Below are 18948 nucleotides of genomic sequence, written 5' to 3'. Positions count from 1 at the left end.
GGTCATCTCAGCTTCGAGCACGGTCAATCAGCCGGTGGCTCCGGCGATAGGCTTTCCCCTGCGGTGCCGGTCCTGCGGCAGATCGCCAACAGAGGGAACAGCCATGATCTCACGCCTGCTCGTGACATGCGTCGCCTTGTCCGCCACGCTCATCTCCTCCTCCGCCTTCGCTGCCGACCCCGCTTCCTGCGCCAAGCCGCGCTTCTCCGATGTCGGCTGGACCGACATCACCGCCACCACGGCAGTCGCCAATGAATTGCTGACCCAGCTCGGCTATCAGCCGAACGTCGCCGTGCTCTCCGTCGCCATCACCTTCAAGGCGCTGGAGAATGGCGACCGCGACATCTTCCTTGGCAACTGGATGCCGCTGCAGGAGCCGACGCAGGTGCCGCTGGTGAAGGCCGGCAAGGTCGAGGTGGCGGCGACCAATCTCGAAGGCGCGCGCATCGGCTTCGCGACCTCCAAGGCCGCCTATGATGCCGGGCTGAAGACCTATGCCGACATCGCCAAATTCAAGGACAAGCTGCAGGGCAAGATCTACGGCATCGAGGCCGGCAGCGGCGCCAACGCCACCATCTCCAAGATGATCGCCGACAACACCTTCGGACTGAAGGGCTTCGATCTCGTGGAATCCAGCGAGCAGGCGATGCTGACCCAGGTCGGCCATCGCATCAAGCAGGGCGAGCCGGTGGTGTTCTTCGGCTGGCGCCCGCACCCGATGAACGTCAACCTGCCGATCGCCTATCTCACCGACGGCAAGGACGTGTTCGGCCCCAATGATGGCGGCGCCACCGTGCTGACCCTCACGCGCCCGGGCTATTCCAAGGAATGCCCGAATGTCGGCAAGCTGCTCAAGAACCTCGTCTTTGACGTGGCGATGGAAGACCGGCTGATGAGCGACATTCTCGACAAGGGAATGCAGCCCGACGCTGCGGTGAAGGCGTGGATGAAGCAGAACCCGGCGGCGGTGGACAGATGGCTCGCCGGTGTCACCACGCTCGACGGCAAGCCCGGCCTGCCGGCGGTGAAGAGCGGCCTCGGCCTCTGATTACAAACGCTTCTGGCGCGCCGCCGAGGGTGGCGCGCCGAACTGCCGCCGGAACGCCCGCGACAGCGAGGCGATGGCGGAAAAGCCCGTGCGCTCGGCGATGTCGGCGATGGGCAGATTGGTGTCGAGCACCAGCCGCCGCGCCGCCTTCAGCCGCAGGGTGACGTAATAGGCGCCGGGCGACACATTCACCGTCTTGACGAACAGCGTCTCCAGCCCCCGCGTCGACACCCCCACCCGCCGGGCGATAGCGGCGATGGTGAGCGGGCGGTCGATATGGGTCTCCATCATGCGGATGGCGTCCGCGACGCGCGGCTCGTGCTGGCGGATGCGGCCGAGCGAGACGATGGGCTGCACGTCCGAGCCGGTGCGCACCTCCTCATAGATGTACAGGCTCGCGACATCGAGCGCGGTGGAATAGCCATGCCGGGCGCGGATCAGCGCCAGCATGCAGTCGAGCGCCGGCGTTGCGCCGCCTGTCGTGAAGACCGGCTCGTCGATGACGAAGCGGTCCGGCTGCACGTCCGTCTCGGGAAAGCGGGCGGCGAAATCCTCCAGATCCTCCCAATGGGTGGTGGCGCGGCGCCCGTCCAGCAGGCCGGCGAAACCCATGAGCCAAGAGCCGGATTCGATGCCGCCCGTTGCCGCCGAGCGCTTGGCGCCAGTGCGGATCGCCTTGAGGATGGGCGGCGTAGCGAAGCGGGAGGCCTCGAACGCCGCCACCAGCAGCAGCACATCCTGCCGCGCGCCGGCATCGAACGCGCCCTCGACCGGGATCGGCAGGCCGCAGCTGGCGGTGGGCATCGCCCCGTCCATCGACACCAGCTTCCAGCGGAAGGCGGGCCGCCCCAGCACGCGGTTGGCGCCGCGCATCGGGTCCAGTGTGGCCGCCAGTGAGAGCAGCGACAGGCCGGGAAACAGCAGCAGGGTCACGTCGAGCGGGTCGTCGGCGGGGGCAAAGATCATCGCTGCGCAGAATGGAAAATGGGTTGCGCAAATAGTTGCGTCACGACTTCGCTTTGCCGTCAAGCTCCCTTCATGAGTTCAGGAGCCTTCCCATGCCCTTGTCGATGAATCGCGATGTCTTCATCACCTGCGCCGTTACCGGCGCCGGCGACACCACCGGCCGCTCTTCGCATGTGCCGGTGACCCCGCAGGAGATCGCGATGAGCGCGATCGACGCGGCCAAGGCCGGCGCGGCGGTGGTGCATTGCCATGTGCGCGATCCCGAGACCGGCGCCGCCTCCCGCCGGCGCGACCTCTACCGCGAGGTCACCGACCGCATCCGCGCGGCCGAGGTCGACGTGGTGCTGAACCTCACCGCCGGCATGGGCGGCGACCTTGTCTTCGGCCATGTCGAGGCGCCGTTCCCGCTGAACGAGAAGGCCACCGACATGGCCGGCGCCACCGAGCGCGTCGCCCATGTCGCGGACTGTCTTCCGGAGATCTGCACGCTCGATTGCGGCACGATGAACTTCAATCTCGGCGACTATGTCATGACCAACACGCCTTCCATGCTGCGCGAGATGGCGCGGCAGATGACGGCGCTGGGCGTGCGCCCCGAGATCGAAGCCTTCGACACCGGGCATTTGTGGTTCGCCAAGCAACTGGCGGAAGAGGGGCTGATCGAGGACCCGGTGCTGATCCAGCTGTGCATGGGCATCCCCTGGGGCGCGCCGGACGACCTCAATACGTATCTGGCGATGGTCAACAACGTGCCCGCCAGCTGGACCTTCTCCGCCTTCTCCATCGGCCGCAACGCCATGGCCTATCCCGCCGCCGCCGTGCTGGCGGGTGGCAATGTCCGTGTCGGACTGGAAGACAACCTCTATGCCGGCAAGGGGCAGCTCGCCACCAATGCGCAGCTGGTGGAAAAGGCCGCGAATGTGGTGACGAATATGGGCGCGCGCGTCATCGGCCCGGCCGAGGTGCGCGAGAAGCTGAAGCTGGTGAAACGCTGAGGAGATGCCGATGCCCGCCCTTGCTCCCATCTCCCGTGCCGCCTGTATCGGCGGCGGCGTCATCGGCGGCGGCTGGATCGCCCGCTTCCTGCTCGCCGGCATCGATGTGAAGGTGTTCGATCCCCACCCGGAGGCGCAGCGCATCGTCGCCGAGGTGCTGGCCAATGCCGAGCGCGCCTATGGCCTGCTCACCGGCGCGCCGCTGCCGAAGCGCGGCACGCTCACCTTCTGTGCCAGCCTCGCCGAGGCGGTGGCCGGGGCCGAATGGGTGCAGGAGAGCGTGCCCGAGCGGCTCGACCTCAAGCGCCGTGTGCTGGCGGAAATCGACGCCGCCGCGCCCGCCGCCGCGCTCATCGGCTCCTCCACCTCCGGCCTCAAGCCGAGCGAGTTGCAGGCGGGACTTTCCCATCCCGGTCGGCTGTTCGTCGCCCATCCCTACAACCCGGTCTATCTGCTGCCTCTGGTGGAGATCGTCGGCGGGGTGGAAACCGCGCCGGAAACGATCGAGCGGGCGAAGGCCGTTCTCGACGCTATCGGCATGAAGGGCGTGGTGATCGCCCGCGAGATCGAGGCCTTTGTCGGCGACCGGCTGCTGGAAGCGCTGTGGCGCGAGGCGCTGTGGCTGATCAAGGACGACATTTGCGATGTCGAGACGCTCGACGACGTGATCCGCTATTCCTTCGGCCTGCGCTGGGCGCAGATGGGGCTGTTCCAGACCTACCGCATCGCCGGTGGCGAGGCCGGCATGCGCCATTTCCTCGCCCAGTTCGGCCCCTGCCTGCAATGGCCCTGGACCAAGCTCACCGATGTGGTCGACCTCGACGAGGCGCTGGTGGAGAAGATCGGCGCGCAGTCCGACGCGCAGGCGGGTGGCCTGTCCATCCGCGAGCTGGAGCGCATCCGTGACGAGAACCTCGTCGGCATCGTGCAGGCGCTGAAGGCCAGCCGGGGTGGGGAGGGCTGGGGCGCGGGGCAACTGCTGAAGGATTTCGAGCAGCGGCTATGGGCGCAGGCGGGCGCGCCGCCCGTTTCTATCGACCGTGCCGCGCCGCTCGAACTCCTGGAGACGCGCGTCTCGCCGGCCTGGCTCGACTATAATGGCCATATGACCGAGTTCCGCTATCTCCACGTGTTCGGCGACACGACGGACGCGTTCTTACGGCTGATCGGCGTCGACCTCGCCTATGTCGAGGGCGGGCACAGCTACTACACGGTGGAGACCCATCTGCGGCATCTCGACGAGGCGAAGCTGGGCGAGGCGCTGCTCTGCACCACGCAGATCCTCAGTACGGACGAGAAGCGCCTGCACCTGTTCCACCGGCTCTTCGCCGGCCCGGAGCGCCGCGAAGTCGCCACCGGGGAACACATGCTGCTGCATGTCGACAGCAAGGCCGGCCGCGCCTGCCCGGCGCCGGCGTCGATCCTGGCAAAGCTTGATGCGCTCGCCGCCGCCCATGCCGGGCTCCCCCGGCCCGTGGAGGCCGGCCGGGCGGTCGGCGCCAAGGCGCGGGCCGCGGCCGCGGAGTGACGCCCGCGCGCTAAAAATACCGGCGCCGGCCGCGCCACGCCGGGAACGGCCCGCCGGCCCATGCGTTTTCTCAGCGTTTCCAATCGGGGTTCTGGGAGAAATCGCATGGAAGACGCACAGATTGGCTGGATCGCCGCCATCATCATTGGCGGTCTGGCGGGGTGGATCGCTTCCGCCATCATGAAGACCGGCACCGGCATCTTCTTGAACATCGTGCTCGGCATCATCGGCGCGGCGGTGGCCAGCTTCCTGTTCGGCCTGATCGGCGTCGGCTTCGGCGGCTGGATCGGCTATCTCGTCGCCGGCGTGCTCGGGGCGTGCATCCTGATCGGGCTGGTCCGCGCGATACGAAACTGACGCAGCGGGCGCGGCGGCAGCACCGCCACCGCAGCGAAGAGGGCGCGCTCGCAAGGGCGCGCCTTTTGCGCATCTAGAACCCGCTCTTCACCCGCACATGGGTGTGCGCGTGCGGGGAGCCGTGATTATGCACATGGTGCGACTTCTCCTCGGCCACGGGGATGAGGCTTAGCGCGCCGTGCATCACGCCTCTTTCCAGAAACAGAGCCTGCGCATAGGCGGCGATGTCGCCGACCTCGCCGCGCATGACCGTGACATCCACCGAGGTCGTGTGGTCGAGCGGCACGGAGAGGGCGGCCACCGTCTGGTCGTGCCGCTCCAGCCGCCCCTGCGGCACGCGCGCGGCGAGGTTGCGCACCGACTGGTCGATGGTGCAGCTGACGACGCCGAAACAGGCGGCGCCGTCCGGCCCGTCCGGTCGGGCGGAAAGGCCGCGCCGTACCATGTCGCGTATGGCCTCCGAGCGGCTCGCCGCGCCGCTCTGCTCGATGAACGCATCCAGCTGCGCGGCCAGATCGTCGTCGATAGCGATGGTGATCCGCTGCATGGAAGCGCCCCTCCCGGTGCGCTGGAAGCTAGGTTATCACCTTGATTTCCGCAAGACTTTTCGGTTCGTGCCTATTTTTTGTGCTTGTCGCGCGTCGTTACGGATGTATGATTTTTTATCCTTTTATTCATACAGGAGGTGCCGCGTGTCCGCCCCCCACCGTTCCGGCCTCATTGCCGCTCTGTTCGCCCTGCCGCTGATGGGGCCGCCGGCGCAGGCGCATTTCCAGGAGATCATACCCTCTGCCGACGTGCTGCCCGAGGGCGGCGCGGTGAACGTGGAGATGGTGTTTACCCATCCCGTCGAGGGCGGGCCGGTCATGGAAATGAAGAAGCCGGCAAAGCTGGGCGTGCTGGCCGGCGGCAAGGCGACCGATCTTCTCGGGCGGATCACCGAAAAACCGGTGGACGGCAAGAGCGCCTGGACGCTGGCCTATGAGCTGAAGGAGCCCGGCGCGGCGATCTTCTATGTCGAGCCGCAGCCCTATTGGGAGCCTTCCGAGGGCAAGTACATCGTCCATTACGCCAAGGCGACGGTGGATTCCTACGCGTCCGGCGAGGGCTGGGACGCGCTGGTCGGGCTGCCGGTGGAAATCCAGCCGCTCACCCGGCCGACCGGGTTGTGGACCGGCAATGTCTTCACCGGCGTGGTGCTGAAAGGCGGCAAGCCGGCGCCCTTCGCCGAGGTGGAGGTCGAGTTCATCAATGACGGCACGGTGACCCCGCCCAACGACGCCTTCGTGACGCAGGTGATCAAGGCCGATGCCAACGGCACCTTTACCTATGCCATGCCGCGCGCCGGCTGGTGGGGCTTCGCCGCGCTGCTGGAAGGCGACACGCCGATGACCTCGCCTGAGGGCAAGGAGGTGCCGGTGGAGGAGGGGGCGCTGATCTGGGTGAAGGCGACCGACATGGGCGGCGCTGCGGCGGGTGGAAAATAGGCGCATGGCGCACATCCCGGATGGTCTCCTCTCCGCGCCCGTGCTCATCGGCGGCGGTCTCCTTGCCGCCGGCGGCGTGGCGCTGGGGCTGCGGCGGCTCGATGAGCGGATGATCCCGCGCACGGCGCTGCTGGCGGCGGCGTTCTTCGCGGGATCGCTGGTCGCGGTGCCGGTGGGGCCGTCGAGTGTGCATCTGCTGCTGGCCGGGCTGATGGGGGTGATGCTCGGGCCCGCCACCTTTCTCGCCGTGCTTGTGGCCCTGTTGTTGCAGACGCTGCTGTTCGGTTTCGGGGGGCTGACGACGCTGGGGGTGAACACGGTGAACATCGCGCTGCCGGGTGTGCTGTGTGGCATGGCGCTGGGGCCGGTGATCCGTTCCACGCCGCGCGCGCCCCTGCGCTTCGCCGCCGGGGCGGCGGCGGGAGCGCTGGCGGTGCTCGGCACCGGGGGCATGGTGGCGCTGGCGCTGTGGCTGTCGTCGAGCGATTTCGCCCCGGCGGCGCGCGTGGTCATCGCCACCTATCTGCCGCTCGCGCTGGTGGAGGCCTTCGTCACCGGCGCCGTGGTGTCCTTCCTCGCCCGCGTGCAGCCCGAGGCATTGAGGCCCGTCACGTCATGATCCGCCTGCTGCTGCTGTTCGGTTTCGGGGGGCTGACGACGCTGGGGGTGAACACGGTGAACATCGCGCTGCCGGGTGTGCTGTGTGGCATGGCGCTGGGGCCGGTGATCCGTTCCACGCCGCGCGCGCCCCTGCGCTTCGCCGCCGGGGCGGCGGCGGGAGCGCTGGCGGTGCTCGGCACCGGGGGCATGGTGGCGCTGGCGCTGTGGCTGTCGTCGAGCGATTTCGCCCCGGCGGCGCGCGTGGTCATCGCCACCTATCTGCCGCTCGCGCTGGTGGAGGCCTTCGTCACCGGCGCCGTGGTGTCCTTCCTCGCCCGCGTGCAGCCCGAGGCATTGAGGCCCGTCACGTCATGATCCGCCTGCTGCTGCCGCTCCTGCTGGTCCTGGCCTTCGCCGGCCCGGCGCAGGCGCATAAGCTGAAGGTCTTCGCCACGGTGGCGGGCGCGGAGGTGACGGGCTACGCCTTCTTCATCGGCGGCGGCCGCGCCGCCGGGGCGGTGTGGACGGCCAAGGACCCCGCCGGCACGACGCTCGCCGCCGGGACGACGGACGGGGAGGGTCGCTTCGCCTTCCCCGCGCCGCAGCCGCCCGTCGATGCCACGGTGACGGTCGACAAGCGCGAGGGCCATATCGCCGCCGCCACCCTGCCGGCGTCGCGTTTCGGTGGCGCGGCCGCTGTGGCGGCGGCCCCCGTCGACCGTCCGGCGCCGGCGGTGGAAGCGGCAGGCGAGGCCCGGCTGGCCGCGCTGGTCGAGGCGGCGGTGCAGCGGCAGGTGACGCCGCTGATGGAGCGGATCGAGCAAATGGACGACCGCCTGCGCATCGCCGATCTGATGTCCGGCATCTTCCTCATCCTCGGCCTTGCCGGCATGGCGCTGTGGGCGAAGGGGCGGCGGGCATGAAAACGGACGCCGCCGCCACCGGCGATCTGCGCCTGCGCCTCGTCGCGGCCTTCGTCCTCATTGCCTGCCTGTCGCAGTTGCACCGGCTTCCCGTCGCGGTGGTGGCGCTGGGGGTGGTGGTGCTGGCGGTGGCGTGGTCCCGGCCGCCGACGAAGCTGTGGCGGCGGCTGCTGCATGTGGAGGGCTTTCTGCTGCTGCTCTTCGCCACCTTGCCGTTCACCTTGCCGGGACAACCGTTGTTTTCGCTCGGCCCGCTCACCGCGAGCGTCGAGGGGATGGCGCGCGCGGCGCTCATCGCCGCCAAGGTCTCGGCCTCGGTGCTTGTCCTTGTCGGCCTGCTCGGGGCGGTGGAGCCGGCCGGGCTCGGCGGCGCGCTGCGCGGGCTCTATGTGCCGGAGACGCTGGTGCGACTGTTCGTGCTCACCGCACGCTATCTCGCGCTCATCCGCGACGAGGCGCGACGGCTGCTGGAAGCGATGCGGATGCGTGGTTTTCGTCCGGGCTCGAACCGCCACAGCTGGCGCAGCTATGGCCATCTCGTCGGCATGTTGCTGGTGCGGGCGCTGGCGCGGGCGCAGCGCGTGGAGGAGGCGATGCTGTGCCGGGGCTATGAGGGCCGCTTTCCGCGCCTCGCCCTGCCGCCGCCGACACGGCGCGACTGGACCGGGGTAACCGCCGTGCTGGCCTTCGGGCTCGCCCTCACCCTGGCGGACCGGCTATGAGCGTGCTGCTTTCGCTTGAAGAGATCACCGTCATCCGCGACGGCGCCGCCGTGCTCAGCCGGGTGAATCTCGCTTTGGCAGAGGGGGAGCGGCTCGCCATTGTCGGGCCGAACGGCGCGGGCAAGACCACGCTGCTGCGCACGCTGGTCGGGCTGGAGCGCCCGAGTGCCGGGCAGGTCCGTCTGTTCGGCACGACCTGCGGCAGCGAGCGCGACTTTCGAGCCCTGCGTCCGCGCGTCGGCTATCTCTTCCAAGACAGCGACGACCAGCTGTTCTGCCCGAGCGTGATCGAGGATGTCGCCTTCGGCCCGCTCAATCTCGGCTGCACCCAGGCGGAAGCCTTGCGCCGCGCCGAGGAGGTGCTGGCAATGCTGGGGATCGCCGCGCTGGCGCCGCGCATCAGCCATCGGCTTTCCGGCGGCGAGAAGCGCCTCGTCTGCCTCGCCGGGCTGCTGGCGATGAAGCCGGACGTGCTGCTGCTCGACGAGCCTACCAACGGCGTCGACACTGCGAACGGAAAGCGCCTGCGGGCAGCCTTGCACGCCTTTCCCGGCGCCATGCTGCTGGTGTCGCATGATGACGCCTTCATCGCCGAACTGGCGACGCGGGCGATGGCGATCGAGGGCGGGCGGTTGATTCCGGCCGCGCTGCACAGCCATCCGCACAGCCATACCCATTCGCATCCGCACATCCATCCCGTGGCCGAGAGCTAGGGTCGGGCGGGGGGCGGTCGTACCCCTGCCTAACCGGGAGGCGGTGGCTGCCCGTAAACGAGCGGGCGCCATTCCCTCCGGACGCTGCGCGGGCGAGGCGCGCGCGGGGAACCGCGTCGCGCCCTTTGCTGCCGGGAGGTGGTGCGTGACTTGCAGGCGGGGCGCATGCCGGCGGAGCCGCGTCCCCCCAACCCAGCCAGCGAGGCGCCCATGCACGAATTCGACACGGTCATACGCGGAGGCACGGTGGTCACCGCCTCGGACACGGTGCGCGCCGATGTCGGCATACGCGACGGGCGCATCGTGGCGGTGGCGGAGAGCCTCGCCGACGGCGCGAAGGTGATCGACGCCTCCGGCCTGCTGGTCATGCCCGGCGGCATCGACAGCCATGTCCACCTCGCTCAGCCGGCCTTTGGCGGCCCGGCCATGGCGGATGATTTCGAGAGCGGCACGCGCTCGGCCATTGCCGGCGGCAACACCACGGTGCTGCCCTTCGCACTGCAGCCGCGCGGGGCGAGCCTGCGCCAGAGCGTGATGGACTATCACAAGGAGGCCGAGGGCAAATGCTATTGCGACTATGGCTTCCACCTCATCATCTCCGATCCTTCGCCCAGCGTTCTGGGGCAGGAACTGCCGGCGCTGGTGGGCGATGGCTACACCTCGTTCAAGGTATTCATGACCTATGACGATCTGGTGCTGAACGACCGCCAGCTGCTGGAAGTGTTCGACTGCGCGCGCGGCTGCGGTGCCCTCGTCATGGTGCATTGCGAGGGCTATGACGCCATCCGCTTCATGACGCAAAAGCTGGAGGCGGCCGGCAAGACCGCGCCCTATTATCACGGCGTCTCCCGTCCGCAGTCGGTGGAGCGCGAGGCCACCCACCGCGCCATCAGCCATGCCGAACTGACCGACGTGCCGATCATGGTGGTGCATGTCTCGGGGCGCGAGCCGATGGAGCAGATCCGCTGGGCGCAGCAGAAGGGGCTGAAGGTCTATGGCGAGACCTGCCCGCAATATGTGGCGCTGACCGCCGAGGACATGAAGGGCCTCAACATGGATGAGAGCGGCGGCAAATATGTCTGCTCGCCGCCGCCGCGCGACCACGCCAGCTGGGACGCCATTTGGGAGGGCATCCGCACCGGCGTGTTCCAGACCTTCTCCTCCGACCACTGCGCCTTCTTCTATGAGGGCGAGATGGGCAAGCTGAATCCGAAGGCGCGCACCTCGTTCCGCTGGGTGCCGAACGGCATTCCCGGTGTCGAGACGCGGCTGCAGATCCTGTTTTCCAAGGGGGTGGTGGAAGGGCGGATCACGCTCAACGAGTTCGTCGCGCTCACCTCGACCAACCACGCGAAGATGTACGGCCTCTACCCGAAAAAGGGCTCCATCGCCCCCGGTTTCGACGCCGACATCGTGCTGTGGGATCCCAACCGCAAGGAGACGATCCGCCAGGAGCTGATGCATCACGGCGCCGACTACACGCCCTATGAGGGCATGGAGGTCACCGGCTGGCCGGTCATGACCCTGCTGCGCGGGAAGGTGATGGCTGAGGACGGCCGTATTGTCGGCGAGGCTGGCGATGGCGGCTTCCTCAAGCGCGAGCTCTCCCCCTATGCCGTGCCGGCTGGGGGAGCCTGAACGGCTGCGGGCGCTGGGAGATGAGCCCGGTAGGGCATGGGTGCAGCTTGTGAGGCGTGCGTGAGCGACAGCAATGAGAATGAACCGTGGGGAACGCTGACGGCGCTCGCGGCGACACCGGCTCTTTTCCGGCCCTATGGCCACCTGGTCGCGCCCGGCAACGACGCTCCGATGCCGGCGAATGCCGGCACGGCGCGGCGCCACGACATTACCCCGTTCGAGACCGACACGCGCCCGGGAAGCCGGCTGATCGCCTCGCTGTTCGAAACGGCGCCGCAGGCGCTGCCGCTCTCGGTGCGGCTGTTGGAGCGCCATGCGTTTTCGCAGCAGGCCATAGTCGCCATGCAGGGGGAGAGTTTCGTCCTCGCCGTCGCTCTGGACGATGGGAAGGGGTATCCCGACCTCGCCACGTTGCGGGCCTTCGCCTTCACGGGCGGCGGTGTGGTCTATGGGCGCGGCGTCTGGCACACGCCGATCATCGGTTTGGTGAGTGAGGGGCGGTTCTTCGTGCAGTCCTGGCAGGCTGGCACGGCTGAGGATTGCGAGGAGCGGGTCGTCGGCCCCTTCCTCATCGGCATGGACTAGGGCCGGGGGAACGCTCCTCGCGGGGCGGCGTTGTTCCGGTAGTTCATCTCACCAGGAGCATTCCCATGTCCGACGCCAACAAGATCAACGAGAACCTTCCTTCCAGCGCCGATGCGCTGGTGCGCGAGGCGGGTCGCAACATGTCCTCTGCCGGCGAAGCGGTACGGGAAGGCATGCACGAGGCGGCCGATCGCGCCTCGGGCCTCTATGCTGCGGGTAACGCGGCGGTCGCCAACCGCATCGACGTTCTGCCGGGTATGGTGACAGCGGCGCTGGCGGGCGTCGTGGTGGGCTATTTCATCGGCCGCGACCGTCATACCAGCCGCTGGTGAGCGCGGCTGCAGCCGACAGCAGAAGTTTAGGGAAGGGGCAGGCGGTGCGCGCCTGCCCCTTTGCGTCGTTGAACGTCACGGTGGCGGCGGATCGGAGTCAGCGGTGGCGCCCAGCGTGGCGAGGAGGAATTCCGCCCGCGCCGCAACTGTCCGCTTGGGCAGCAGGGTGACCTCATAGCCGAGGGCCGGGTAGGCGGCGAGCAGGCGCTCATACTCGGCCATGGCGGCGGCGAGGTCGTGCCGGCGCGCGTCATCGCCGGCATAGATTTCCGGCCAGGGCGGCGTCAGGAACACCTGCCTGTTATAGCGACGTGCGGCGCAGAGCGCGGCGTCCAAGGGTTCTCCCGTTGCGAAGGCCAGGGCGGCAGCGGCGTCGACCAGCCCGCGATCGAAGAACACCCAGCCGCTCTGGTTTTGCGCCGCCACCCGGTCCTGCTGCGCAAGGACGATGGCGCGGCGGGCAAAGCCGGCGAGATCGACCCAAGGCAGGTCTCGCCCGCCCGTGCGCAACTGCTCTCCGACGATGCGACGCCCAGGCTCCTCGACCGTCGCGAAGCCACGCCTTGCCAGTTCGGCCAGCAGCGTCGACTTGCCCCCGCCCGAGCAGCCGGAAATGACGACGAAACGATCCATGGAGCCTCCCGGCGTCAGGGCGCGGCCTGAAGCTCCGCCACCTTTTTCTTAAGCGCCTTCATCTCCTCGAAGCGGGGGGTGATGTCCCGCAGCACCGCCGCCATGCCGGTGACCTTGCCGGTGGCGTCCTTGATGAGGGCGATGGTGAATTCCAGCGAGATGCGCCGCCCGTCGCGGGTCAGCCCCGGCACGGCCAGCATGTCGCCGGCGCCGTAGCGGCTCTGGCCGGAGGCGACGGTCTCGCGATAGCCCTCCCAATGCCGGGCGCGGAACGGCTCGGGAATGATGATGTCGAGCGAACGGCCCAGCGCCTCCTCCTCAGTGAAGCCGAAAATCCGCTCGGCGCCCGGGTTCCACAGCACGATCGCCCCCTCGGCATCGCTGACCACGACGGCGTCGGCGGCGCTGTCGAGCAGTGCGTCGCTGATCGCCGCGCGGGTGACATCGCCGACCGTGCGCGAGTGGCGCTCCGCTACGGTTGAGGGCGAGGAGGACGGGGCGGCGCTGGCCGCCGGCGGCTCGTCGAACAGGTCTTCCACCGCGCCGAAGAACTCGTAATGCAGCCGTTCCGGCGGAACCCCCGCCTTGGCGAGGGCGGGCACGAACAGCCTGAGAAAGCGGGTCGGGCCGCAGACAAAGTACTCCGCCTCCGCGACGGCGGAATGGGCCAGCAGCCAGTCGGGCGTGAGGTGACCAGCGACGACATCGGCGTCGATCTCGCCATCTTTCGCCCGCGTATGGAAGAACGCCGTCTCGGCGCCCACCGCGGCGGCGAGACGGCGCAGATGGGCACTGAAGGCCTGGGTGGCGCGACTCTGGGTGCAATGGATGAACTGCAACCGGGGGCTGCGATGGTCGGCGGCCAGCGCCTCCAGCATCGCCACCATTGGCGTCAGCCCGACCCCGGCGCTGAGCATGACCAGCGGGCGCGCATCGTCCGCCGGAAGCACGAAGCTGCCGGAGGGCGCGGCGATATCCAGCGCCGTGCCCTCGCGCGCCACGTCATGCAGCCATTTCGACACGGTTCCTTCCGGCTCGCGCTTCACCGAGATGCGGTAGGTCTCGCCATTCGGCGCGGCGGAGATGCTGTAGTTGCGCTTCTGCCGTCCCGCGCCGGGAATGTCCGCGAACAGCGTCAGGTGCTGGCCGGCACTATGCGGCGCGGGCGGGCGCCCGTCGCGCGGGCGCAGCACGAAAGAGGTGATGACATCGCTCTCGCGCTGGCGGCTCTCGATCACAAAGGGCCGCACGCCCGCTTCCGGACCCCTCATCCCCGTCTGCCCGCCGCTGTCGGTCATCACTTGCCTCCCCCGAAATCATGTATACGCTATACATGTATTCTCGGACTGGAAAGCCTCCAGACAGCCATGCAGCTGACGCGCTATTCCGATTACGCCTTGCGCGTGCTCATCTACCTCGCGGCGCGGGATGACCGGCTCTGCGCGATTTCCGAGATCGCCGCCGCCTATTCGATCTCGCAGAACCATTTGATGAAGGTGCTGCACGACCTCGGCAAAGCGGGCTATGTCGCCAGCGTGCGGGGGCGCGCCGGCGGTTACCGGCTGGGCCGGCCCGCCGGGACGATCCGCGTGGGCGAGTTGCTGCGTCATACCGAGGGGGACGACTGCCTGGTCGGCTGCGAGGGCTGCGCGCTCGCCGGCGGCTGCGGCGTCCTTCCCGTGCTCAACGAGGCCATGGAGGCTTTCTTCGCCGTGCTGGACAGCTATACCGTGGCCGATCTGGTGGAGCGAAAACCGGGTTTTCAGGGCCTCATTCTCTCCCTCGGCATCGCGGCACCGGGCGCGGGAGCCGCCTGATGAGGGCCAGAACGTCTCTCACCCCACGCCGCCGCTCGCCGCGTGACCCACAGCCGACCCTCGGCGCGCCGCTCCGCATGTAAGCCGCGCCAGAGCATGCCGTTTTCTTGGAGGCCGCCTTGTCTGTCAGTTCCCGCCTGAGACTGTTCCGTCCTATCCTCGCCGGCGCGAGCCTTCGCGATCGCCTGCTCGCCTGCGCCGGGGCGCTGGTCGGCATCGCGCTCACCGGGCTGATCTGCGCCTTCGCCGCGACGGAGCCGCAGCATCTGCTCTGGCTGGTGCCGCCCATGGGGGCTTCGGCTGTGCTGCTGTTCGCGGTGCCGGCGAGCCCGATGGCGCAGCCCTGGCCGGCAATCGGCGGCAACACGCTTTCCGCGCTGGTCGGCGTTCTGGTGGCGCATGTCATGCCGCTGTCGCCGCTCTCCGCCGGCATCGCCGTCGGCGGCGCCATCGCGGTCATGTCGCTGCTGCGGTGCCTGCACCCGCCGGGCGGCGCCGCCGCGCTGGTGGGCCTGTTCGCGGGCGCCACCTCCGGCTTCGTTTTCCCCTTCCTGCCCGTCGGGGCGAATGCGGTGGTGCTGGTGGCTTCCGCCTGGATCTATCATCGCTTTTCCGGCCACGTTTATCCGCATGTCCCCGTTCCGCCCGCCAAGCCGGCGAAGGAGATGCCGTGGACGTTCAGCAAGGCGGACCTTGCCGCCGCCCTGGAGCGCACGGGCGAGACCTTCGACATCGACGTGAACGATCTTGAGCGGCTGCTGCGCGACATGGAGCAGGGGGCGCTGGCGCGCTCCTACCGTGATCTTTCCTGCGCCGATGTCATGCATGCGGGCGTCATCGCGGCGCGGCTTTCCATGACGCCGGACGAGGTGCGCGCGCTGCTGGTTCAACACGATGTGCGCCGTCTGCCCATCCTCGACGATGCGGGCAGGATCGTCGGCGCCGTGGGCCTGCGCGAACTGGCCTTGCCGGCCACGACCTTGGCAGAGGCGACGCTGGCGGAGGCGATGACGCCGGCCAGCACGGCCGCGCCGGATACGCCGGCCATTGCCCTGCTCGACCGCTTCGCCAATGATCGCGTCCATGCGGTCTTCATCGTCGACGCCGCCGGGCGCCCCCTGGGGGTGGTGACGGAGGCGGACTGGCTCGCCATCCTCCGGCGCGGACTTGCCTGAGCAATCTGCCGCCGGCAAGCTTGGCTTTTGGCCGGTTTGGGTAGGGTTTTGCCGTGAAAGGGGCGTGGAGTACCGCGCTGGGATCTGGACCCGTTTCCGGCCTCGCAAGGCCGGAACGTCTCATAGAACTGGGGATTAGCCCTCGCAGTCAGAGGACGAGGAGCCCCCATGAAAGCGCTGACCTGGCACGGCAAGGGCGACATACGCTGCGAGAGCGTGCCCGATCCCACCATCGAGGATCCCCGCGACGCCATCATCAAGGTGACGGCGTGTGCGATTTGCGGGTCGGACCTGCATATCTATGGCGGCATCATCCCGGGCATGCAGCATGGCGACGTGATCGGCCATGAAACCATGGGCGAGGTGGTCGAGGTCGGCGCCGGCAACAGCAAGCTCAAGGTCGGCGACCGGGTGGTGGTGCCGTTCACCATTTCCTGCGGCGAGTGCTTCTTCTGCAAGCGCGGCTATTTCTCCGGCTGCGAGCGCACCAATCCCGACCGTGCCAAGGCGATGAAGCTGTGGGGCAATTCGCCCGGCGGCCTGTTCGGTTATTCGCATCTTCTGGGCGGCTATGCCGGCGGGCAGGCGGAATATCTGCGGGTGCCCTATGCCGATGTCGGCCCAATCAAGGTACCGGACTCGCTCACCGACGAGCAGGCGCTGTTCCTTTCCGACATTTTCCCAACGGGCTACATGGCGGCGGAGTTTTGCGACATCCAGCCGGGCGACACCATCGCCATCTGGGGCTGCGGCCCGGTCGGGCAGATGGCGATCCGTTCCGCCTTCCTGCTCGGCGCCGAGCGGGTCATCGCCATCGACACCGTTCCCGAGCGGCTCGCCATGGCGCGCGCCGGCGGGGCGGTGACGCTCGATTTCCATGAGGAAGACATCTATGACCGCCTGATGGAACTGACCCAGGGGCGCGGGGCGGATGCCTGCATCGACGCCGTCGGGACCGAGGCCGACGCTACCGCGAGCGCCGATTCCGTGGTCGACCGGGTAAAGACCGCGCTGTTCATGGGCACCGACCGTCCGCATGTGCTGCGTCAGGCGATCCATTGCTGCCGCAATTTCGGAACGGTTTCGATTGTCGGCGTCTATGGCGGCTTCCTGGACAAGGTGCCGATGGGCTCGGCGATCAACCGCGGCCTGCGTTTCCGCATGGCCCAGACGCCGGTGCAGCATTATCTCGCCCCGCTGATGGAGCGCATCGAAAAGGGTGAGATCGACCCCTCCTTCGTCATCACCCACCGCGCCTCGCTGGAGGACGGGCCCGACCTCTACAAAACCTTCCGCGACAAGCAGGACGGCTGCATCAAGGTCGTGCTCAAGCCCTAAATCGGCATCGCGGCCGATGGGCAGCTTTGAGGAGACCGCGCAGCTCCTGCGCGGTCTCTGCGACTTAGTTACCGCCGGGCGATCGGACCTGGCCGGGCGCGACGAGGGACATCTTCGAGGGGCGGCCGGCTCACTTGTCGAGCTTCTTGGCCATGTCGAGATGGTGCTTAAGTTCGGGGAGCATCTTCGCCGCCCAGGCCTTCAGCGCGGCATTGTCGCCACCCTTGGCATAGCGCTCGAAGAGCGAGACGGCATCTTCATGCGCGTCGACCTGCTCGTCGATGTATTCCTCGTTGAACTCGGCGCCCTGGAGCTTGCGCAGATCGTCCATCGTCTCTTGATGCGCGCTGTCGAGCGTCGCCGGCAGGGTGACGTTGATATTGGCGCTCGCCACCAATCCCTTCAGCTCCTCGGAAGCCTTGCGGTGCGCGGTGATCATCTGCTGCGCGAAGGCTTTGGTGGCGGCGTCGCCGCGCTCAAGCGCCAGTTCGCTCGACTGGATCTCGAACATGCCGCTGACCGCCGCCTGGGTGACGAAATCGGTGGTGGAGGGGCTGACGCCGAGTACTGCATTCACCCCGGTCTGCTCGCCGACCGACTGCGCGGCGGCCGGAAGCACGGAAAGCGGGGCAGCAGTGATGAGTGCCACGGTGAGCAGCTTGAGGGTCTTCATTGTCGTCTCCATTTCCTGGAAGCGCGGCGTGTGGCGCCTTGGCGCCAGAGCGCGCTCTACACTTCGCTAAGTGTCAGTAACCAGGAAGGTTCCTTTGCGTGTCGGCAGCATCTTCCGGCTCTGTAAGCAAATACTTTCGGCGATGTACCATGTAACCGCCGTGTTCTGTTTCGAGTAAAGGGTCTTCGGTTTGCTCTTACGCCGCCATTTGTGCGCAAGCGTCCACCATGCGCGGTGGCACCCGCGCGGCCCGCCAACAGGGGGCATTCGGTCGCCTGGGGGGCGCCTACGGCGCTGTCGCCTCGGCCGCTCCCGCCATCCGGCGGCGGGCAACGCTCTTTCCAGAGCAGGCCGGGCGGCAGCCTTTGCTGCGCAGGAGTTCGGCGAGCAATTGCATCCGCGCGAGGGGCGAGCGCGCTTCGGGGCCGGATTTTGCCAGCGTACCGGCCTCGAAGGCGGAGATCACGCTGTCATGGACATAGCTGGTGCGGCAAACCGTGAGCGTGTTGGCGAGTTCGTCGGCGAGGGGAGCGATGGCCTGACGGATCTGCTGCCGGCGGCCGCGCTCGCTTCCCGCTGGCTCCAGCCGCCCCAGCCGGTCGAGCACGCCCAGCGACGCCGTCAGGGTGCGGAAGTCCTTCAGCGATATGGCCTGCCCGCTGATGGCTTTCAGAAAGGCGTTCACATCCGCCCCGCGCACCGCGTAGACGCCGCCATCCTCGCCCCGGTATTTGAACAGCCGCGCGCCCGGAATCTCCTTCAGCTGGGCCAGCGCGCGGGCGAGATCGGCGTCGCGGCACTGCTTGCGGATGGGTTTGCCGCCCTTGCCCTTGAAGGCCAGCGCCACCTCGTCATCCCTTAGCCGCAGATGCGATTTGAGCAGGGTCGTCGCCCCGCGTGTGCCGTGCTCCTGCGCATATTCCTCGCTGCCGGCGCGGATCGCGGTGAGCGCGACAAGCTGCACGACGGCGGCAAGGGCGAAGCGGCGGGGGGAGGAGGGCTGGCGCAATTCCCGCCGCACGCTACGCAGGATGCGGGGCAGCGCTTGCGCGAGGCCGGAAAGCCGGTCGGCCTTCAGCGTCTCGCGCACCAGCGTCCAATCCGGGTGATAGCGGTATTGCAGCCGCCCGGCCGCATCCTCGCCGACGGCCTGGAGATGGGCGCGCGGATCGGCGGCGAAGCACACATTGCGGTAGGCCGGCGGCACGGCGAGCCGCCGCAGCCTTGCCAGTTCCTCAGCGTCCTTCAGCGCTGTGCCGTCGGCGGTCTCGTAGCTGAAGCCACGCCCGCGCCGCTTACGGCGGATGGTGAGGCTGGTGGGTGAAACGATCTTGAGGTCGAAGCGGCGCGCCAGGCGCCGGACGGTGGTTTTTTCGGCCATGTCGATGATCGCGCCTCCGAACGACGGACGCTCAACG

22 protein-coding genes are annotated in these 18948 nt (G+C 68.2%); 16 read left to right on the top strand and 6 right to left on the bottom strand.

All coding sequences use genetic code 11. The features are described from left to right. Nucleotides 1–103: 103 nt before the first annotated feature. Nucleotides 104–1048, top strand: a complete 945-nt coding sequence (choX, locus tag ACP2AH_RS04340; protein ID WP_425104659.1) for a choline ABC transporter substrate-binding protein — start codon at nucleotides 104–106, stop codon at nucleotides 1046–1048. Here the strand turns inward: choX and ACP2AH_RS04335 are convergent, their stop codons facing one another. Beyond that, nucleotides 1049–2014, bottom strand: coding sequence for a GlxA family transcriptional regulator (locus ACP2AH_RS04335; protein ID WP_425104658.1), 966 nt, complete (start codon nucleotides 2012–2014; stop codon nucleotides 1049–1051). It lies immediately after the preceding gene. A 92-nt stretch (nucleotides 2015–2106) separates the two neighbouring features. Here ACP2AH_RS04335 and ACP2AH_RS04330 point away from each other — a divergent pair, with 92 nt between their 5' ends. The 3 genes from ACP2AH_RS04330 to ACP2AH_RS04320 all read left to right on the top strand — a co-directional run bounded on the left by ACP2AH_RS04330 (nucleotide 2107) and on the right by ACP2AH_RS04320 (nucleotide 4894). Continuing rightward, a complete protein-coding gene (locus ACP2AH_RS04330) occupies nucleotides 2107–3009 on the top strand; it encodes a 3-keto-5-aminohexanoate cleavage protein (protein WP_425104657.1) in 903 nt (300 codons plus the stop codon). Nucleotides 3010–3019: 10 nt separating this feature from the next. Further along, the gene (locus ACP2AH_RS04325) at nucleotides 3020–4537 is read left to right on the top strand and encodes a carnitine 3-dehydrogenase (protein WP_425104656.1); all 1518 of its coding nucleotides are present in this window, start codon (nucleotides 3020–3022) and stop codon (nucleotides 4535–4537) included. 105 nt (nucleotides 4538–4642) lie between these two features. Further along, nucleotides 4643–4894, top strand: coding sequence for a GlsB/YeaQ/YmgE family stress response membrane protein (locus tag ACP2AH_RS04320; RefSeq protein WP_425104655.1), 252 nt, complete (start codon nucleotides 4643–4645; stop codon nucleotides 4892–4894). Between the two features lie 73 nt (nucleotides 4895–4967). Here the strand turns inward: ACP2AH_RS04320 and nikR are convergent, their stop codons facing one another. Continuing rightward, the gene (gene nikR, locus ACP2AH_RS04315) at nucleotides 4968–5441 is read right to left on the bottom strand and encodes a nickel-responsive transcriptional regulator NikR (RefSeq protein WP_425104654.1); all 474 of its coding nucleotides are present in this window, start codon (nucleotides 5439–5441) and stop codon (nucleotides 4968–4970) included. Nucleotides 5442–5640: 199 nt separating this feature from the next. On the opposite strand from nikR, the gene ACP2AH_RS04310 reads away from it, so the two are divergent. The 9 genes from ACP2AH_RS04310 to ACP2AH_RS04270 all read left to right on the top strand — a co-directional run bounded on the left by ACP2AH_RS04310 (nucleotide 5641) and on the right by ACP2AH_RS04270 (nucleotide 11894). Next, a complete protein-coding gene (locus ACP2AH_RS04310; RefSeq protein WP_425104729.1) occupies nucleotides 5641–6381 on the top strand; it encodes a DUF4198 domain-containing protein in 741 nt (246 codons plus the stop codon). A 4-nt stretch (nucleotides 6382–6385) separates the two neighbouring features. Beyond that, nucleotides 6386–7000, top strand: a complete 615-nt coding sequence (gene cbiM, locus ACP2AH_RS04305) for a cobalt transporter CbiM (RefSeq protein ID WP_425104653.1) — start codon at nucleotides 6386–6388, stop codon at nucleotides 6998–7000. Next, entirely contained in the window at nucleotides 6997–7356 is a 360-nt protein-coding gene (locus ACP2AH_RS04300) for an energy-coupling factor ABC transporter permease (protein WP_425104652.1), read from the top strand. Before cbiM ends, ACP2AH_RS04300 begins: the two co-directional genes overlap by 4 nt. After that, nucleotides 7353–7904, top strand: a complete 552-nt coding sequence (locus ACP2AH_RS04295; protein WP_425104651.1) for a cobalamin biosynthesis protein CbiL — start codon at nucleotides 7353–7355, stop codon at nucleotides 7902–7904. Before ACP2AH_RS04300 ends, ACP2AH_RS04295 begins: the two co-directional genes overlap by 4 nt. Continuing rightward, nucleotides 7901–8626: a cobalt ECF transporter T component CbiQ gene (cbiQ, locus tag ACP2AH_RS04290; protein WP_425104650.1), complete on the top strand. Its 726-nt coding sequence runs from the start codon at nucleotides 7901–7903 to the stop codon at nucleotides 8624–8626. The genes ACP2AH_RS04295 and cbiQ overlap by 4 nt, the downstream gene beginning before the upstream one ends. Next, the gene (locus tag ACP2AH_RS04285; protein ID WP_425104649.1) at nucleotides 8623–9339 is read left to right on the top strand and encodes an energy-coupling factor ABC transporter ATP-binding protein; all 717 of its coding nucleotides are present in this window, start codon (nucleotides 8623–8625) and stop codon (nucleotides 9337–9339) included. Before cbiQ ends, ACP2AH_RS04285 begins: the two co-directional genes overlap by 4 nt. 210 nt (nucleotides 9340–9549) lie before the next feature. Continuing rightward, a complete protein-coding gene (gene hydA, locus ACP2AH_RS04280; protein WP_425104648.1) occupies nucleotides 9550–10977 on the top strand; it encodes a dihydropyrimidinase in 1428 nt (475 codons plus the stop codon). A 60-nt stretch (nucleotides 10978–11037) separates the two neighbouring features. Further along, nucleotides 11038–11562: an ureidoglycolate lyase gene (locus ACP2AH_RS04275; protein WP_425104647.1), complete on the top strand. Its 525-nt coding sequence runs from the start codon at nucleotides 11038–11040 to the stop codon at nucleotides 11560–11562. 65 nt (nucleotides 11563–11627) lie between these two features. Next, entirely contained in the window at nucleotides 11628–11894 is a 267-nt protein-coding gene (locus ACP2AH_RS04270; protein ID WP_425104646.1) for a hypothetical protein, read from the top strand. Between the two features lie 75 nt (nucleotides 11895–11969). On the opposite strand, the gene ACP2AH_RS04265 is transcribed toward ACP2AH_RS04270, so the two are convergent. Next, on the bottom strand, nucleotides 11970–12527 hold the full coding sequence (locus ACP2AH_RS04265) for an AAA family ATPase (RefSeq protein ID WP_425104645.1): 558 nt from the start codon (nucleotides 12525–12527) through the stop codon (nucleotides 11970–11972). A gap of 14 nt (nucleotides 12528–12541) precedes the next feature. Beyond that, on the bottom strand, nucleotides 12542–13825 hold the full coding sequence (locus tag ACP2AH_RS04260) for a PAS domain S-box protein (protein ID WP_425104644.1): 1284 nt from the start codon (nucleotides 13823–13825) through the stop codon (nucleotides 12542–12544). A gap of 69 nt (nucleotides 13826–13894) precedes the next feature. Between ACP2AH_RS04260 and ACP2AH_RS04255 the strand changes: the two genes are divergently transcribed. The 3 genes from ACP2AH_RS04255 to ACP2AH_RS04245 all read left to right on the top strand — a co-directional run bounded on the left by ACP2AH_RS04255 (nucleotide 13895) and on the right by ACP2AH_RS04245 (nucleotide 16857). After that, a complete protein-coding gene (locus ACP2AH_RS04255) occupies nucleotides 13895–14344 on the top strand; it encodes an RrF2 family transcriptional regulator (protein ID WP_425104643.1) in 450 nt (149 codons plus the stop codon). 119 nt (nucleotides 14345–14463) lie between these two features. Further along, nucleotides 14464–15519, top strand: coding sequence for an HPP family protein (locus ACP2AH_RS04250; protein ID WP_425104642.1), 1056 nt, complete (start codon nucleotides 14464–14466; stop codon nucleotides 15517–15519). A 168-nt stretch (nucleotides 15520–15687) separates the two neighbouring features. Then, on the top strand, nucleotides 15688–16857 hold the full coding sequence (locus ACP2AH_RS04245; RefSeq protein ID WP_425104641.1) for a zinc-dependent alcohol dehydrogenase: 1170 nt from the start codon (nucleotides 15688–15690) through the stop codon (nucleotides 16855–16857). A 130-nt stretch (nucleotides 16858–16987) separates the two neighbouring features. On the opposite strand, the gene ACP2AH_RS04240 is transcribed toward ACP2AH_RS04245, so the two are convergent. Together ACP2AH_RS04240 and ACP2AH_RS04235 are read right to left on the bottom strand one after the other, a co-directional pair. After that, nucleotides 16988–17530 carry a DUF4142 domain-containing protein gene (locus ACP2AH_RS04240; RefSeq protein ID WP_425104640.1) on the bottom strand — a complete coding sequence of 181 codons (543 nt, stop codon included), beginning with the start codon at nucleotides 17528–17530 and terminating at the stop codon, nucleotides 16988–16990. Nucleotides 17531–17816: 286 nt separating this feature from the next. Next, entirely contained in the window at nucleotides 17817–18911 is a 1095-nt protein-coding gene (locus ACP2AH_RS04235; protein ID WP_425104639.1) for a DNA topoisomerase IB, read from the bottom strand. Nucleotides 18912–18948: the final 37 nt, after the last annotated feature.

This window comes from Ancylobacter sp. (genome assembly GCF_965249975.1).
In the GTDB taxonomy this organism is placed as follows: domain Bacteria; phylum Pseudomonadota; class Alphaproteobacteria; order Rhizobiales; family Xanthobacteraceae; genus Ancylobacter.
Note: the sequence above shows the minus strand (reverse complement) of the source record. Positions and strands in the feature narration are given on the sequence as shown.